The organism is Aeromonas mytilicola subsp. aquatica, assembly GCF_044336385.1.
Taxonomy (GTDB): Bacteria; Pseudomonadota; Gammaproteobacteria; order Enterobacterales; family Aeromonadaceae; genus Aeromonas; species Aeromonas rivipollensis.
The window spans coordinates 4272363-4288048 of sequence record NZ_CP172298.1; the positions used below are offsets into that span (position 1 = coordinate 4272363).

The 15686-nt window shown below is 59.8% G+C and carries 15 protein-coding genes; 8 read left to right on the forward strand and 7 right to left on the reverse strand.

Translation table 11 applies throughout. From position 1 onward, the window contains the following. The first annotated feature begins 125 nt into the window (after nt 1-125). The 3 genes from yjbD (at nt 126) to ACFWHB_RS19615 (ending at nt 3279) form a co-directional block, all read left to right on the forward strand. On the forward strand, nt 126-410 hold the full coding sequence (yjbD, locus tag ACFWHB_RS19605; RefSeq protein WP_162519186.1) for a DUF3811 domain-containing protein: 285 nt from the start codon (nt 126-128) through the stop codon (nt 408-410). A 393-nt stretch (nt 411-803) separates the two neighbouring features. Next, entirely contained in the window at nt 804-1016 is a 213-nt protein-coding gene (gene cspA, locus ACFWHB_RS19610; protein WP_025328559.1) for a transcription antiterminator/RNA stability regulator CspE, read from the forward strand. Between the two features lie 307 nt (nt 1017-1323). Then, nucleotides 1324-3279 (forward strand): ligand-gated channel protein, encoded by a 1956-nt coding sequence (locus ACFWHB_RS19615; protein WP_395949090.1) that lies wholly within the window; start codon nt 1324-1326, stop codon nt 3277-3279. Between the two features lie 71 nt (nt 3280-3350). On the opposite strand, the gene ACFWHB_RS19620 is transcribed toward ACFWHB_RS19615, so the two are convergent. Beyond that, complete coding sequence (locus ACFWHB_RS19620; protein ID WP_394294324.1) at nt 3351-4736, reverse strand: ATP-binding protein; 1386 nt, start codon at nt 4734-4736, stop codon at nt 3351-3353. Nucleotides 4737-4743: 7 nt separating this feature from the next. After that, nucleotides 4744-5466 (reverse strand): response regulator, encoded by a 723-nt coding sequence (locus ACFWHB_RS19625; RefSeq protein ID WP_394294335.1) that lies wholly within the window; start codon nt 5464-5466, stop codon nt 4744-4746. Nucleotides 5467-5666: 200 nt separating this feature from the next. Between ACFWHB_RS19625 and ACFWHB_RS19630 the strand changes: the two genes are divergently transcribed. After that, the gene (locus ACFWHB_RS19630; RefSeq protein WP_106885609.1) at nt 5667-6023 is read left to right on the forward strand and encodes a hypothetical protein; all 357 of its coding nucleotides are present in this window, start codon (nt 5667-5669) and stop codon (nt 6021-6023) included. 272 nt (nt 6024-6295) lie between these two features. Next, nucleotides 6296-8290: a methyl-accepting chemotaxis protein gene (locus tag ACFWHB_RS19635; RefSeq protein WP_395949091.1), complete on the forward strand. Its 1995-nt coding sequence runs from the start codon at nt 6296-6298 to the stop codon at nt 8288-8290. 62 nt (nt 8291-8352) lie between these two features. Here the strand turns inward: ACFWHB_RS19635 and ACFWHB_RS19640 are convergent, their stop codons facing one another. Continuing rightward, complete coding sequence (locus ACFWHB_RS19640) at nt 8353-8772, reverse strand: hypothetical protein (protein WP_106885607.1); 420 nt, start codon at nt 8770-8772, stop codon at nt 8353-8355. Nucleotides 8773-8917: 145 nt separating this feature from the next. Beyond that, a complete protein-coding gene (locus tag ACFWHB_RS19645) occupies nt 8918-9919 on the reverse strand; it encodes a sensor domain-containing diguanylate cyclase (protein WP_106885606.1) in 1002 nt (333 codons plus the stop codon). Nucleotides 9920-10319: 400 nt separating this feature from the next. Here ACFWHB_RS19645 and glnK point away from each other — a divergent pair, with 400 nt between their 5' ends. Beyond that, entirely contained in the window at nt 10320-10658 is a 339-nt protein-coding gene (glnK, locus tag ACFWHB_RS19650; RefSeq protein ID WP_025328566.1) for a P-II family nitrogen regulator, read from the forward strand. Between the two features lie 25 nt (nt 10659-10683). Beyond that, nucleotides 10684-11925 carry an ammonium transporter gene (locus ACFWHB_RS19655; RefSeq protein WP_106885605.1) on the forward strand — a complete coding sequence of 414 codons (1242 nt, stop codon included), beginning with the start codon at nt 10684-10686 and terminating at the stop codon, nt 11923-11925. Nucleotides 11926-11987: 62 nt separating this feature from the next. Here ACFWHB_RS19655 and ACFWHB_RS19660 read toward each other — a convergent pair whose 3' ends face one another. Beyond that, complete coding sequence (locus ACFWHB_RS19660) at nt 11988-12932, reverse strand: helix-turn-helix transcriptional regulator (RefSeq protein WP_395949092.1); 945 nt, start codon at nt 12930-12932, stop codon at nt 11988-11990. Between the two features lie 75 nt (nt 12933-13007). On the opposite strand from ACFWHB_RS19660, the gene ACFWHB_RS19665 reads away from it, so the two are divergent. Beyond that, nucleotides 13008-13406 carry a VOC family protein gene (locus ACFWHB_RS19665; RefSeq protein WP_395949093.1) on the forward strand — a complete coding sequence of 133 codons (399 nt, stop codon included), beginning with the start codon at nt 13008-13010 and terminating at the stop codon, nt 13404-13406. Between the two features lie 233 nt (nt 13407-13639). Here ACFWHB_RS19665 and ACFWHB_RS19670 read toward each other — a convergent pair whose 3' ends face one another. Together ACFWHB_RS19670 and ACFWHB_RS19675 are read right to left on the reverse strand one after the other, a co-directional pair. After that, a complete protein-coding gene (locus ACFWHB_RS19670) occupies nt 13640-14119 on the reverse strand; it encodes a GNAT family N-acetyltransferase (protein ID WP_395949094.1) in 480 nt (159 codons plus the stop codon). A 409-nt stretch (nt 14120-14528) separates the two neighbouring features. Beyond that, a complete protein-coding gene (locus tag ACFWHB_RS19675; RefSeq protein WP_395949095.1) occupies nt 14529-15644 on the reverse strand; it encodes a DUF4238 domain-containing protein in 1116 nt (371 codons plus the stop codon). Nucleotides 15645-15686 lie beyond the last annotated feature (42 nt).

The window sequence follows — 15686 nt, forward strand, 5'->3', positions numbered from 1 at the left end:
CATCTGGGCGAAAACCGGCAGGAAAACGCACTCAACTTGCCCTTTTGGGGTCAAGAGGACGATTACATAAGAGTCGGCCCCCGGAGTGTGTTAGGGTGAACCATCACCTGCCGCAGGAGTGCGCCATGAAAAAGCTGGAAATGAAAGATCTTACCGAGGCCGAAAAAGCCGAGATCACCCTGTTGTTGCAGAAGGCCCAGGCCCATGCCGATCACACCCTGACCAATGGGGAACGTAACAAGATCCGTGAGGAAGGGCGCCTGAAAATCGCCGAGGATCGCGCCAAGGCAGCCAAGGCGGCCTCCGCACTGGCGCGGGAGAAGGCCAAGGAGCGGGCCAAGAATCAGGTGCTGCCCGAGACCTTCAACTGGGCGGACTCCGTCAGCAACAAGTACCGCAGCAAGCGATAATTTCTGTCTCCCATGTCCGGATGCTTGTGCTGCCACCCGGACATGGACCTGCATACTTCCCTTTTCCATACCGGAAATTGTTAGATAACCTTCTGGTATAAAACGATTTTATCAAGATAACACGCTACCACCTCCTCGCCTGGCAGGAATTAATACCAAGATAAAGATTGCCATGGCGGAGTGAGCGTGTTCTAATCGATTTCGATGGTTCGGTAGTTCAGACCTGATTATGTTAGGCAGTCATTTTAAAGCAGTGATTTGTGCATAGAGTTGTCCCAGATGATTCTCGCCAAATAATTCTCCTTCTTTAGTGCTCCCCATACGTATTGCTGACGAAAAATCATGGATTGCTACACAAGTAGCGTTTCAACATCACTATTCAAGGAAATTATTATGTCTAACAAAATGACTGGTACCGTAAAGTTCTTCAACGCTGAGAAAGGTTTTGGCTTCATCTCCCCGGCTGACGGTGGCAAAGACGTGTTCGTACACTTCTCCGCTATCCAGTCCACCAGCTTCAAAACCCTGGACGAAGGTCAGCGCGTTGAGTTCACCATCGAGCAAGGCCAGAAAGGCCCGGCTGCTGCCAACGTAGTTGGTCTGTAATTCAAGCCAGGAAGCCTTTTCGTCAATCGGAAAGTCCTTCTGCAAGAATTGAAAAAACCCGCCTCGGCGGGTTTTTTGTTATCTGGATTCCCATAATTACCGCTCTCCCCTGCCAAAATTGCCCCCTCCTACCGAACAAAATGCAAATGATAACCAATATCAATTGCATTTGATTCTTATTTGCCTAGAATGCCTGCCGACAAATGTCATCCATTTGAGGCTCAGCTCCGCCGTCCCAGTGCGACACCAAGATCCCGGGACACTAAAGCGGGTTGAGAAACTTTCCTTCCCAGGAGTTCAGGTTTTCATGACTAACATCCCCATTACCCCTCTCGCCACCCTGATCGTCGCCGCACTGGCCAGCCAGGCCCACGCCAGCCAGAACGAAGTCATGGTGATCACCGCCTCGGGTTTCCAGCAGAAGATCGAAGACTCTGCCGCCTCCATCTCGGTCGTGACCCGGGAACAGCTGGAGAAGCGCGCCTACCGTGACGTGACCGATGCCCTGAAAGACGTCCCCGGGGTGGTGATCACCGGGGGTGGCAGCAGCAGCGACATCAGCATCCGCGGCATGGGAGCCAAGTACACACTGATGCTGGTAGACGGCAAGCGAGTCGACAGCCGTGGCACCCGTCCCAACAGCGACGGCCCCGGCATAGAGCAGGGCTGGTTGCCGCCGCTGCAAGCCATAGAGCGGATCGAGGTGGTGCGCGGCCCCATGTCCTCCCGCTACGGCTCGGACGCCATGGGGGGCGTCATCAACATCATCACCCGCAAGAGCACTAGCATGACGGCATGGCAGGGGTCGGTGCATGCCGACAGCACCTTCCAGGAGAACAAGGCCTCAGGTGATCTCTTCCAGACCGATGCCTACACCGCCGGCGCCCTGGTGGACGGGCTGCTTGGGATGCGCCTGAACGGCCAACTCTCCTATCGCGGCGAGGATCAGTTCGAGAACGGCTTCGCCGAGCAGGAGATGCGCAGCGGCACCGCAGTGTTCAGCCTGACCCCGGACGAGCACAACAGCTTCGACTTCGAGGTGAGCCGCGGCCTGCAGGACAGGGATCGCACGCCGGGTGAGTCCATTTCGGCCAAGGCCAAACCCAACCTGAGCACCTACGAGCGCACCAACTACGCCATCACCCACGACGGCCGCTACGACTTCGGCTCCTCCAGCAGCTATCTGCAACGGGAAGAGAGCACCAACCCGGGTCGGCAGATGAAGATGATCAACACCATAGCCGACACCCATACCCAGATCATCCTGGGGGATCATTACCTGAGCGTCGGCGGCCAATACCGCTACGAGGATCTGCAGGATCAGGGCAACCAGCTGAATGTGGCCAATCGCGCCGACCAGCTGACCCGCTGGAGCTGGGCCCTGTTCGTGGAGGACGAGTGGGCCCTGACCGACAGCTTCGCCCTCACCGGCGGCGTGCGCATGGACAGGGATCAGAACTACGGCAGCCACTGGAGCCCGCGTCTCTACGGGGTCTGGCACCCCGCCGAGTTCTGGACCCTGAAGGGCGGCGTCTCCACCGGCTACCGCTCCCCCGATCTGCGCATGTCGGCGGCCAACTGGGGTCAGGCCACCGGCGGCGGCACCCAGGATGGCATGCTGGTCGGCAGCCCGGCCCTCCAGCCGGAAAAGAGCGTCAGTGAGGAAATCGCCCTGTTGTGGGATGGCAGGCAGGGGCTCAACGCCGGGCTGACCCTGTTCAATACCGACTTCAAGGACAAGATTGCCGAGACCCGTCGCTGCACCAGCAAGCAGGATCCCGCCTGCACCCTGAACGGTCACACCTATGACTTCATCAGCGATCGCATCAACGTCGACGAGGCCAACATGCGCGGGGTGGAAGGCACGGCCAACTGGGCTATCAATCCGCAGTGGTCCCTGGCTTCCAGCTACACCTTCACCCAGTCCGAGCAGAAGAGCGGTCCCATGGCGGGCCTGGCACTGAACCAGATGCCGCGCCACATGTTCAACACCACTGTCGACTGGCAGACCAGCGAGGCGGTCGGCCTCTGGTCCAGGGTCAACTTCCGCAGCAAGACCTCGGACTACCTGAGCCGGGTCAAGATGGCCGAGGGCACCCCCTCCTACACCTTCTTCGACACCGGCCTGGTCTACAAGGCCAATCAGGCGCTGAGCGTCACCGCCGTCATCTACAACCTGCTGGACAAGAGGGTGGATTACGCCAGCTATGGCACAGTGCTGGATGGACGCCGCTACAACCTGGGGCTGACCTACCAGTTCTGATCCTCTCGGGAGCGAGAGATGAAAAGGCCCGCCGAGTGCGGGCCTTTTCATGGGCGACGGGAGGGGAACTGTCAGCGCGGCAGGCTGATCCTGGCCTCCAGGCCGCCCTCGGCACGGTTGTGCAGGGTCAGCTCGCCGCCGTGCTGATGCACCAGGGTACGGGCGATGGCGAGCCCCAGCCCCACGCTGCCCGACTCGGTATTGCGGGCCTCGTCGAGACGCACGAAGGGTTTGAACACCTCCTCCAGCTGGCCCGGGGCTATGCCTGGCCCCCGATCGCAAACCAGGATCAGCAGCTCGGATTCGGTTCGCTCCAGGGACACCTCGGCCCCGCCCGCGTACTTGATGGCGTTGCCGATGAGGTTTTGCAGCACCCGGCGCAGGGTATTGGCGCGGCAGGCGTAGACCTGCTTGCCCTGTGCCAGGCAGATGACGGGTTGGCCGGTATCCGCATAGTCATCGCACAGGCTCTCCAGCAGGCTGACCAGATCCAGCTCCCGGGTCGCCTCCTGCTGCCCCTCCTCCCGGGCGAAGCTCAGGGTCGCCGCCAGCATCTGCTCCATCTGTTGCAGGGTCTGCTGGAATCGCTCCTTGTCCTCGCCGTCTGCCAGAAACTCGCTGCGCAGCCGCAGGCTGGTGATGGGGGTGCGCAGGTCATGGGAGATGGCGGCCAGCATCCGGGTCCTGTCCTGCACGAAGCGATCGAGCCGGGTGTGCATGCGGTTGAAGGCCTGGATGGATTCGCGGATCTCGGTGGGCCCCTCCTCACGCAGGGGCTCTATGTCCTCCCCGCGCCCCAGCCTGTCGGCGTTGGCGGCCAGCTGCTTGAGGGGCAGGGTCGCCCGGCGGAACAGCCAGATCATCAGGCCGATCACCAGGCTCGCCACCAGCAGCAGGTTGAGGGTGGTCTGCCAGGACCAGCTCACCGCCTCCTTGTCCACCAGGGAGCTGAACTGCAGCCAGCCCCCGTTGGGCAACTGGATGGAGCCATAGAGCCGCATGTCCTGGGGCGGCGGCATGCCGTTGCGATCCTTCATCATGCGGTTGTGGTGCTGCCAGGCCCGGCTGCGCTGTATGTCCTGCTTCAACTCGGCGCTGATCTCCACCGACAGGGACGACGGATACCCGAGCTTGGCCCGCACCAGCTTCTCGAAGCGGGGGCTGCGGTTGTCCGGTTGCAGCGGCTCGTCGGCGAGGCGCAGCAGCAGGGTCTCGCTGCGGCTCGCCTTGAGGATCTCGTGATAGAGGGAAGGGGGGGAGAGGGAGAGCAGGCGCACCACAGAGATGATCCGCTGCATGGCGTTGCGGCTGTTGACGTAGCCGAGCGCCTCCTCCCGATCCGAGCGGTAGATCTGGATGCTGAGCAGCTGGATCAACACCAGTCCCGCCAGGGCCACCAGCACTATCTGGCCGGTCAGCCCCTTGGGCAGCAGCCTGGCGAAGAAGCCCTTGATCATGCCGGCCTCACTCCTGGGTCACGTCGGCGGCGAACAGGTAACCGCCGCCCCAGATGGTCTTGATGAGCTCGGGATTCTTGGGGTCCCGCTCCAGCTTGCGGCGCAGCCGGCTCACCAGGGTATCTATGGCGCGATCGAAGGCGACCGCCTCCCGGCCACGAGCCAGATCCAGCAGCTGATCCCGGCTCAGCACCCGCTGGGGGCGCTCCAGAAACACCTTGAGCAGATCGAACTCGGCGGTGGAGAGGCTCATCCCCACCCCCTCCTCGTCCACCAGCTCGCGGCGATTGATGTCGAGCAGCCAGCGATCGAAGCGCAGATCCCGGGTCAGGACCTCGGGAACGGGCTGGATCTCCGCCTGGGTGCGGCGCATCACCGCCTTGATGCGGGCCAGCAGCTCGCGCGGGTTGAACGGCTTGGCGAGGTAGTCATCGGCCCCCATCTCCAGCCCTATGATGCGGTCCGTCTCCTCCCCCATGGCGGTGAGCATGATGATGGGCAGACGGGACTTCACCCTGAGCTCGCGACACAGAGTCAGGCCATCTTCCCCCGGCATCATCAGATCCAGCACCAGCAGATCGAACTCCCGCTCGTCCAGCAGCCGCTTCATCTCCTTGCCATCCCGGGCACAGCTGACGCGCATGCCGTGTTGTTCCAGAAAGCGCTTGAGCAGATCGCGGATCTCGCTGTGATCGTCGACCACCAGAATATGAGGGCTGCCTTGGTTCATCATTGTCTCTCCCGTTATCGAGCTGGGGCGATTATACGAGAATCAATCGGGCGGGTTGTGTCAAAGTGTGCCAGAGCGCCAAGATGCCACACTCTGCTACAAAATAGGCTTCAACTGGCAAAATTCAGACACTTCCACGGTGTTTACTGGATACCAAGGCGAAAGAGCCTCTACCCGTATTCATCCGACAGGAGTTACCCATGAAAAAGCTGACCAAGACCCTGCTGACCGCCACCCTGATCCTCGGCCTGCCGCTGGGCGCCTATGCCGCCAGCGAGGCTGTCTCCACCGCCCAGCCGACCCAGGCCACGGCGGCCGGTTGCCCCATGGACGGTTCCGGCATGATGGGCGGCAAGCACCACGGCGGTCGCCACGACAAGATGGCCCGCATGAAGAACATGACCCCGGAACAGATCCAGGCTCACCTGCAACAGCGCTACGACAAGATTGAAGATCCGGCCAAGAAGGCCGAGTTCGTGAAAAACCTCGGCCTGCGTGCCGACGGCATGATCAAGCACGCAGAGGTGATGAAGCAATTTGCAGAAGCGAACCAGTAAGTCGAGGTCATGAAGTCGTTTGCCGAGGCAAACCAGTAAACCGACGCGACTAAGCAAGCAAGATAACGACAGGGTGGCCATGGCCACCCTGTTTTTTTCGTGTCCGCTCAACTGCCCTGTCCTGCGACTGACGCCGCCATGGCGCCACTTTTCTGCCTCCCTGCACCGGGATATGTGAGCGATAACAAACGTTTTAGTTTCGAAATAGCTAATAATGGCGGCTCAAATAACAGGATCGGGCAAGGCCCCGGCCACAGTGGACAGGAGTCGTTATGGGATGGAATCTGGGCACAATCAAGGGGCGTTATACCGCCGTCTTCCTGGGATTCATGGCGCTGGTGTGCGCCCTGACGGTGATCGGCATCCAGCTCTGGATCAAGCCGGCGCTGCAGAAGGCCGGTGAGCAGAATGTGGCGCTGCGGGTCAGCGAGATAGCCACCGACATCCGCGACCAGCTCAACGGGGTGCAGAGCCAGTCCCGCAGCATCACCCAGCTGGTGGCCCAGCTGCCGAGCGAGCAGATAGACGCCCTGCTGCCCGCCCTCATCGATCAATACGGCAACGCCATGGTCTTCGGTGGCGGCATCTGGCCCCTGCCGGAGAAACGCGAGGCGGGCCGCGCCAAGTTCAGCACCTTCTATCACAGGGACGCGGCCAACGCCCTCATCCCCAACACCTACTGGAACTCGGCCGAGGCGCCGAACTACTTCGAGCAACCCTGGCACAAGGCGGGGCAGCAGGCTCCCCGCGGCATGTGCGTCTGGGCCGCCGCCTACAAGGATGGCGCCAGCCAGCAGCCGAGAACCAACTGCGCCATGGGGATCTACCGGGACGGCGCCCTGTACGGGGTATCGACCATAGACGTGACTCTGGGGTTCTTCAACGAGCTGGTGACCAGGAAGGAGCAGGAGATCGGCGGCCAGGTGATGATAGTCGAGGCTGACGGCAAGATCCTGAGCAAGAACGCCCGCCTCGGTGGCGATGTGGTGCTCGGCAATCTCTCCGCCCACGCCGACTACCCCTTCGCCGGGGCCATCGCCAGCCTGCTCGGCCAGGACGCGAGCAAGGGCTTGCTGCGCACCACCTTCCAGGATCAGGGGGAGGAACAGACCCTGCTGATGGAGGCCATCGAAGGTACTCCCTGGCTGCTCGCCACCGCCCTGCCGACCCGCATCCTGACCCAGGACAGCCGGGATGTGCTCGCCACTTTGGCCGCGATCCAGCTGCCCCTGGTGGGGCTGCTGTTCGTGCTCATGGTGCTGGCCATCAGCCAGCTCGGCAGCCGGCTGCAAACCCTCAAGCTCAACATAGATGCCCTCAGTGCCGGCGATGCGGACCTGACGGCCCGCATCCAGGTGAAGGGTCATGACGAGCTGGACAACATAGCCCTGTCGGTGAACCGCTTCATCGCCTACCTGCAGCAGATGATGGTGCAGGTGACGGACGCCACCGACCTCATCACCCGGGAGCTGGCACAGCTCGATCAGCAGACAGGTCAGGCCCGACGGATCCTCGGGGAACACGCCAGCGAGACGGATCAGGTGGTCACCGCCCTCACCGAGCTCAGCTCCACCGCCGACAGCGTGGCCCAGCACGCCAGCGACTCGGCCAGCTTCACCGAGGCCGCCAATGGCCAGGCCGCCAACTCGCGCAAGGTGGTGGGCTCGGCCTCCGCCAGCGTGGTGGCTCTGATCGACGAGGTGGATCTCGCCGCCGCCAAGGTGCTGGAGATGCAGGAGGATGCCAAGCAGATCGGCAGCGTGCTCGGGGTGATAGGTGGCATCGCCGCCCAGACCAACCTGCTGGCGCTCAACGCCGCCATCGAAGCGGCCCGGGCCGGGGAGCAGGGACGAGGCTTCGCCGTGGTGGCCGACGAGGTGCGCGCCCTGGCGGCCCGCACCCAGAACAGCACTGCCGAGGTGGGCAGCATGCTGTCGCGCCTCACCCAGGGGGTGGCCGAGGCCGTGGTCGCCATGGAGCAGACCAAGCGCAGCTGCCAGGCCGCAGCCGACACCACGGGTCAGGTCACCGGCGGGCTCGACAGCATGGCCGACTCTGTGGTGCAGATCCACGATCTCAGCAGCCAGATCGCCACCGCCGCCGAGGAGCAGAGCCGGGTGACCGAGGAGATCAACCGCAACATGGTGAGCATTCGCGACATGCTGAACCTGCTGGTGCAAAACGGCAGCCAGACCGAGCAGAGCGCGGCGTCACTGCTCGGCTCCAACCGCCAGCTGCTGGCCCTGGTGCGCCGCTTCAAGGTGTGATGGCGAACGCCAGCCAGCAAAAAGGGGCCCACGGGCCCCTTTTTCATGCACGTCGTTCAGACTCAGGCCTTGGCTTTGTCGGCCAGGTTCAGGGTCTTGACGGTTTCGCCTTCAAACTTGATGACGACGCTCTTCTGAGCGGCTTCGGTATCCTTGAACAGGGTCTTGGAGGTCTCTGCCAGCATGGGAGATACCTTGTTCAGGGCGCTCAGGTCATAGGTCCACACTTCCAGACCGGCTTCGGTCTTGGTGCTGGCCGGGGCGCCCAGCTTGTCCTTGATGGCCTGCTTGTTGGAGCCGCCTTCCTTGATATCCAGGGCCGTTTTGATCGCTTCGTTGGAGGCGCTGTCCACGGCAGTACCGGCCATCTCTTTGGCGGTGCTGGTGACGCTGCTGGTCACGGAGTCGGTCAGGGAATCCATCAGGCCGGCGTGGGCAACCAGGGGCAGGGCGGTCAGGGCAATCAGAAGGCACTTTTTCATTAAGATACATCTCACAGGAATGAAAGAGCGCGCATCAGACCAGTGAGCTCGATTGGAGTCAAGATGATCCCAAGGTCAAGCCGCATTCGGGGGGGAAGAGGGACTCGAGGCTGGACAGGGCGGCCGGAGACGGATAGCGGCTCCCCTAGCCAGAGAGCTGATCCTTGCCCGCCAGCTTGGCCCGGTAGAGCGCCCTGTCCACCCTCGCCATCAACTGGTTCAGGGGCTCGTCCGGCATGGACTCCACCAGACCGAAACTCAGGGTGATGGGCTCCACCCCCTTGACCCTGGCATAGCCCAGTCGCTGTCGCAGCTTTTCGGCCACCACATGGGCCTCCGCCAGACGGGTGTTGGGCAGCACCAGCATGAATTCGTCGCCCCCCCAGCGGGCCAGCAGATCGATCTCGCGGATGGAGCCGCGGGTCAGGCGCACTATGTCGATCAGGGTCTGATCCCCCACCCCGTGGCCGTGGCGATCGTTGATCTGCTTGAAGTCGTCCACGTCCATGGCGATCACGGCGAAGGGCTCCTTGAAGCGCCGGGCGCGCTCATACTCCAGCCGGACGGCCTGCTCCAGCCGATAGCGGCTGGCGGCCCCGGTCAGGGAATCCGTCTCCGCCAGGCGGCGGTTCTCCTCCACCTGATGCTGGAGCGCCAGGTTGAGCCGCTCCAGCTCGGCGGTGCGCTCCGCCACCTGCTGCTCCAGGGAGCGATTGTGCAGCTCCAGCCGGGCATAGAGCTCCCGCTGGGCATGAATGTCCCGGTGCGCCCCTATCATCCTGGCCACGGAGCCGTCCGGGTTGCGCACTATGATGCGGCCACAATCCTCTATCCAGATGAAGTCCCCGTTGCGGCAGCGACAGCGGTACTCGGCCCTGTAGTCTGGAGACTGGCCGCTCAGATAGGCATCGAAGCGGGCCATCACCCGCGCCAGATCGTCCGGGTGGATCAGGTTTTCCCAGGTGAATACCGTGTTGTCGAGGGTGTGCGGTTCATAGCCCAGCATCTGATACCAGCCCGGATTGCGATAGACGAAGCCGGTGTTGGCATTCCAGTCCCAGATCCCGTCGCTGATGACCTCCAGAATGCCGTGTACCGCGGCCTCATTGAGATCCTGGATCCTGATAGTGTCATTGTCCTGCAGCATGGAAACCATCCTTGTTCTGCTCCCCCGCGCCACTGCGGGTGACTCGAGTCCGGCGGTTGAACATCATTGAAAAATGCGGCCGCCTGCCGGGCTACCCGATGACGACTGCCTGCCTGCAATCCCTGTCATGACAAGGTTATCGGCCGCCCCCAGGCTCCCCTGAATAACAGTAGCAGCAGGGCCTGCCGCCAGTCTTGAGCGCCGTCACGCCTTCCCTCTTTTGTCTGCCCGCCCCCTTGCACCAGGGTGGTGCACCCCCTTGGCGCAGCCCTGCCCAAATGGGGCACCTCTCGTCACTCCCTCTGACTGCCATGAAATAAATCATTGAATAAATAGGGAAAAATTCTTGGCGCAATATTTGCCTTTGTCTTGGTGAACCACCAAGGATTGGGGACATTGCATGAAGTTAATCACTGCCATCATCAAGCCGTTCAAACTCGATGACGTTCGCGAAGCCCTCGCCACCCTCGGCGTAGAGGGGCTGACGGTCTCCGAGGTCAAGGGGTTTGGCCGCCAGAAGGGGCACACCGAGCTCTATCGAGGCGCCGAATACCAGGTGGATTTCCTGCCCAAGGTGAAGCTGGAGATCGCCACCCAGGCCGACAACGTCGAGCCCATCATCGAAGCCATCAGCCAGGCCGCCCACACCGGCAAGATAGGTGACGGCAAGATCTTCGTCTGCGACCTGCTGGCCGCCGTGCGCATCCGCACCGGCGAGACAGACGCAGACGCCCTTTGATACGACTGGAACCGAGGAACACGACATGGAAGAGTTGATCACATCCGTCAGCGAGCTGCGCTATGCGCTCGATACCTTCTACCTGCTGATCTCCGGCGTGCTGGTCATGTGGATGGCCGCCGGGTTCGCCATGCTGGAGGCGGGCCTGGTCCGCGCCAAGAACACCACAGAGATCCTGACCAAGAATATCCTGCTTTATGCCATCGCCTGCGTCATGTACCTGCTGGTCGGCTACAACATCATGTACGTGGACAACGGCGCCGGCGGCTGGTTGCCGAGCTTTGGCAGCCTGATGGGCAGCCAGGCCGAGGATGCGGGCCACTCACTGCACGCCGACTTCTTCTTCCAGGTGGTGTTCGTGGCGACCGCCACCTCCATCATCTCGGGGGCGGTGGCCGAGCGGATGAAGCTCTGGTCCTTCCTGCTGTTCTGCGTGGTGATGACCGGCTTCATCTACCCCATAGAGGGCTACTGGAGCTGGGGTGGCGGTTTCCTGAAAGAGGCGGGCTTCTCCGACTTCGCGGGCTCCGGCATAGTCCACATGGCGGGCGCCGCCGCGGCCCTGGCCGCCGTGCTGCTGCTCGGCCCCCGTCGTGGCAAATATGGCAAGCAGGGGGAGATCCATCCCATCCCCGGCTCCAACCTGCCGCTGGCGACCCTGGGCACCCTGATCCTCTGGATGGGCTGGTTCGGCTTCAACGGTGGCTCCCAGCTGGCGCTCTCCAGCGCCGCTGACGCCACCGCCATCGGCACCGTCTTCGTCAACACCAATGCCGCCGCGGCCGCCGGTGTGGTCGGCGCCCTGCTGGTCAGCAAGCTCACCTGGGGCAAGGCGGATCTCACCATGATCCTCAACGGTGCCCTCGGCGGTCTGGTCGCCATCACAGCCGACCCGGCCTCCCCCAGCCCGCTGTTCGCCAGCCTGATCGGCGCCCTGGCCGGAGCCCTGGTGGTCTACGCCATAGTCGCTTTCGATCGCCTGAAAATAGATGACCCGGTCGGCGCCATCTCGGTACACGGGGTCTGCGGCCTGTTCGGCCTGATGGTGGTGCCCTTCTCCAACGCAAGCGCCACCTTCGGCGCCCAGTTGCTGGGGGCCGCCGTCATCTTCGGCTGGGTCTTTGCCGTCTCCCTCATCGTCTGGAGCCTGCTCAAGGCCACCATGGGCCTGAGGGTCAGCGAAGAGGAAGAGATGCTGGGCGTGGATGTCCACGAGTGCGGCGTCGATGCCTATCCCGAGTTCGTCAGCATCAAATCCAGCAGCTGACACAGACTGCTGCTTGCGGGGCCCGGGGGAACACCTCGGGCCCCGCTCTTTTTGGGGTGCCCTCAGCGCCCCTTGAAGGCGGGGTGATGCAGTTGGCGATAGTGGCTCGGGGCCAGCCCGTGCTGGCGCTTGAAGGCGGTGGAGAAGTGGTATTCGTTCTTGAAGCCGCACTGGGCGGCCAGCAGCTTCACCGAGTCGGCCCGGCTCGCCAGCAGGAGCGCCGCCCGCTGCAAGCGCAGCCGTTGCAGCAGCGCCATGGGGGCCAGCGCGAAGTGCTGCTGACTGAGCCGATGGAGCTGGCGCTCCGATAGGTGCAGGGCGGCGGCCATCCGTCCTATGTCCCAGCACTCGGTCAGGGAATCTTTCAGCATCAATTCGAGGCGCAGGGCCAGCCGCTCGCCGCGACTCTGCCCCTCCCCCTTTTGCAGCAGGCGGCGCAGATAAAATCCGAGCTGCTCCACCAGCAGCGCGCTGAGCAGCGGGTCTTGATGGCGCTCCTGCTCCGCATAGAGGTTCTCCAGGGTGCGCAGCAGTGTCCCCTGCTGGGAGGTGCACCCCAGACGGAGGCGGCTGGCGAAGGCATCCCAGGGGGAATCCTTGTGCAGCAGCAGCCACACCAGATCCCAGCCGCCCTTTGCCGTCGGTTGTTGCTGCGCTGGCAACTGCGTCTCTGTTAGCCCCGTCTCCGCTAACTGCATCTCTGGCAACTGCGTCTCTGGCAACCGATAGCAGAGCGGCTCCCCCGCCGGGATCAGGGCCCACTCCCCCACCGGCAGCCGCACGAAGCCATCCCCCAGCCGCACCTCTCCCTCGCCCCCCAAGGTGAGCAGGAAGCAGTGCACCTCCCCTAGGCGGCGCTCGATGCGATAGCGGGTGCGCAGGCGGGAATAGCCCGCCAGCCAGACCCGCTCCTGTACAAGGGCGGGCAGCAGGCTGTCGCAGCAGATCTGCTCGCGACAGTCGGGGGAGACATCGATGAGATCGGGGTTGGCAGTTTCAGACATCATCAGGACGGGCTCAGCCATGTCGAAGGATTAGGCCAGAGCATAACATCAAGGGCATGGAGTCACAGGAGACAAGCCATGCACATACATCACGTCGCCATCTGGGCGCAGGATCTGGAGGCACTCAAGGCATTCTACTGCACCCTGTTTGGCGGGCAGGCCAATGAGCGCTACCACAACCCGACCAAGCAGTTCTCGTCCTACTTCGTGCGCTTCGAGGGGGGCGCCAGCCTGGAGCTGATGCACAGCCCCACCCTGTTTCCGGCAGATCTCGGCCTGTCGCATCCGCTGCAAGGGCTGGCCCATCTTGCCTTCTCCCTCGGCAGCGTGGAGGCGGTAGATCAGATGACGGCACGCCTCAAGCTGCTCAAGAGCGCCGAGGTCAAACACCTGGACGGCCCCCGCTGGACCGGCGACGGCTATTACGAGAGCACCTTCCTCGATCCCGAAGGCAACCGGCTGGAGCTGACTGTTTAGCCCCTTGGTTGGCCCCTCACCCTGACCCTCTCGTAAGTTCGATTAGCGAAGCGTAATCGGACAGCGGTAACGGCATTGCTCCCTTCTCCCATTTATTAAAAAAGGAGGAGAAGGGCTGGGGATGAGGGGCGGAAAAAAGAGATTACGCGGTAAACGTTGGGCTTCGCTACGCTCAGCCACAACCTACCCAATCGGTAGGTTGGTGCTGAGCCTGCGAAGCCCAACATACGAGATTATTTTGCCAGTTCAAGTCGATAAAAATCCGTCTCTTCGTGTTTTGGATTGGAACGCAAAAATGTCCAGCCCGAACGCCGGTAATGGTTCAGCGCCCGCAAATTGGTACGACTAACGGATAGCAACGCCCATTTGCAGCCCGCCCCCAGCAACTGCTGGCGGATATATGCCTGCAACTCGGCGGCCAGGCTGGTGCCACGATACTCGGGGAACAGATAAATCAGCTGCACATAGCCGGTCTCGGGCTCATCGGAAAAGCTGCGAAATTCCAGCTGACCCACCAGTTGTTCACCCACCCAGACATGGATGTAATGCCATTGCGCTTGCCCCAGCCTTTCAGAGATCCGCTCCCGATAGCCGTCGATAAAGTCGGCAAAGCCATCAAAGGTATGAAAGCTGCAAAAATAGGCATCCCTGCGCGCCTGCACACAGAACTCGTAATCCCGCTCCAGATCGATAGTGTTAAATTCAAGTCTCAAGCAATGACATCCTGTCGTGTATGGGTTGGATATAGGGTGTAGGGTGTAGGGTGTAATAAGCGAAGCGCATTACACCTTTTGGCAGAGAAATAGGAGCGGTGCAATTCACTTCGTTCATTGCACCCTACCCGATTTTACCAAGTGGACAAAGTGGGCATTCTGGCAATCCGCTCCCCTCACCCTAGCCCTCTCCCAAAGGGAGAGGGGATCATCCGGCATCGGGGATATAGCGCTGGCAATGGCGTGTGAATTCTGGATATAGCAACGGGGCCAAACCTCCCTTCTCCCCTTGCGGGAGAAGGGCTGGGGATGAGGGGGGGAAAAAGAGATTACGTGGTGAACGTTTGGCTTCGCGACAAAAAACTTTCAGGTAGTGCAAAAGTTAAGATAAAAACAGCAAGCATTGATATCAATACTTCACGATTACAAGCTCGGGATGCTCTGGTGTATAGTGACTGTCATAATTATCATTTTGCAGCTTCAAATAACGTTCAATATCTTTTAACTCATAGGGTGTATACATAGTATTTGTTTGACTTACACCTATCATGCTAACCCATCCAGTTATCCCATCGATATAATCATGAGAAACTTTAAATATGCGAATGCTTTCGCTACTCTTGCATTTTAATTTATTTGGCTCAACACTAAATATATTCAGATATGAGTTGTAGTAACTATGCTTACGTAGAGAAAAGCCAATCGCCAAATTGTGAGCCAAAGGTAACAAATTGAAATCGTTGTCTGGGTTGAGAATGATCACATTGGGGCTAATTGTGAAAACAGGTCTAGTTTCAGTACTATCAAAATCATAACCAGTATGATAAATTCCTGTGATATTTATTTTTGAAAACATATACTTTCTGAAACTATCAAGATGACAAAATAAAGTAGGGATATTATTAACCTCAGCCAACATAAACAAGAAAAACAATGCCTTACACTTATCAAAAATTTCAGAGGTGGAATTAACAACTCTCAATGCCTTCCTGAAAATATCATGAGTAAAATATGGTTTTACTTCTGATGGTGGATTAAGTAGCTGATCCTTTATTTCTTGAAAACTATTCATCATCCCTTCCAATACTTGGCTCAAAATTTCGCCCTTGCCCTCCATTCTATTTTGTGGATTTAGAAATCCCAAGAACATCTGGATAATCATAAAGTTAACCATTTTCTCCAAATGGTTTCCTCTCTCGTTAACATTTAAAAGCTTACGAAACTCATGCTCGTGGACAAGCTCATTAAAGATGATCGATGTGTCCTTTTCATAGCTTGAAAGTTCTTTTTCTATATCAAATTTTTCTCCTGTCTCACCATCAACCAACATGAAACAATCTTTGCTTATCGCAACTGAAGATATTGGCAATGGTATTTCCTTGATATCATTTTCATTGTTCTCATCAGGATATACTGTATGGCACCAAACCCTTTGCTTATCTTTAGGCTGTAATGCTGTATCATCGCTGCGAAAATTTCTCAATACCCATTGGGATAACATATGCTGATTCTTTGTGTATTTCATAAGTCATAATCCGGTATTTATTAGAGAAGAAACCTGTGAAAT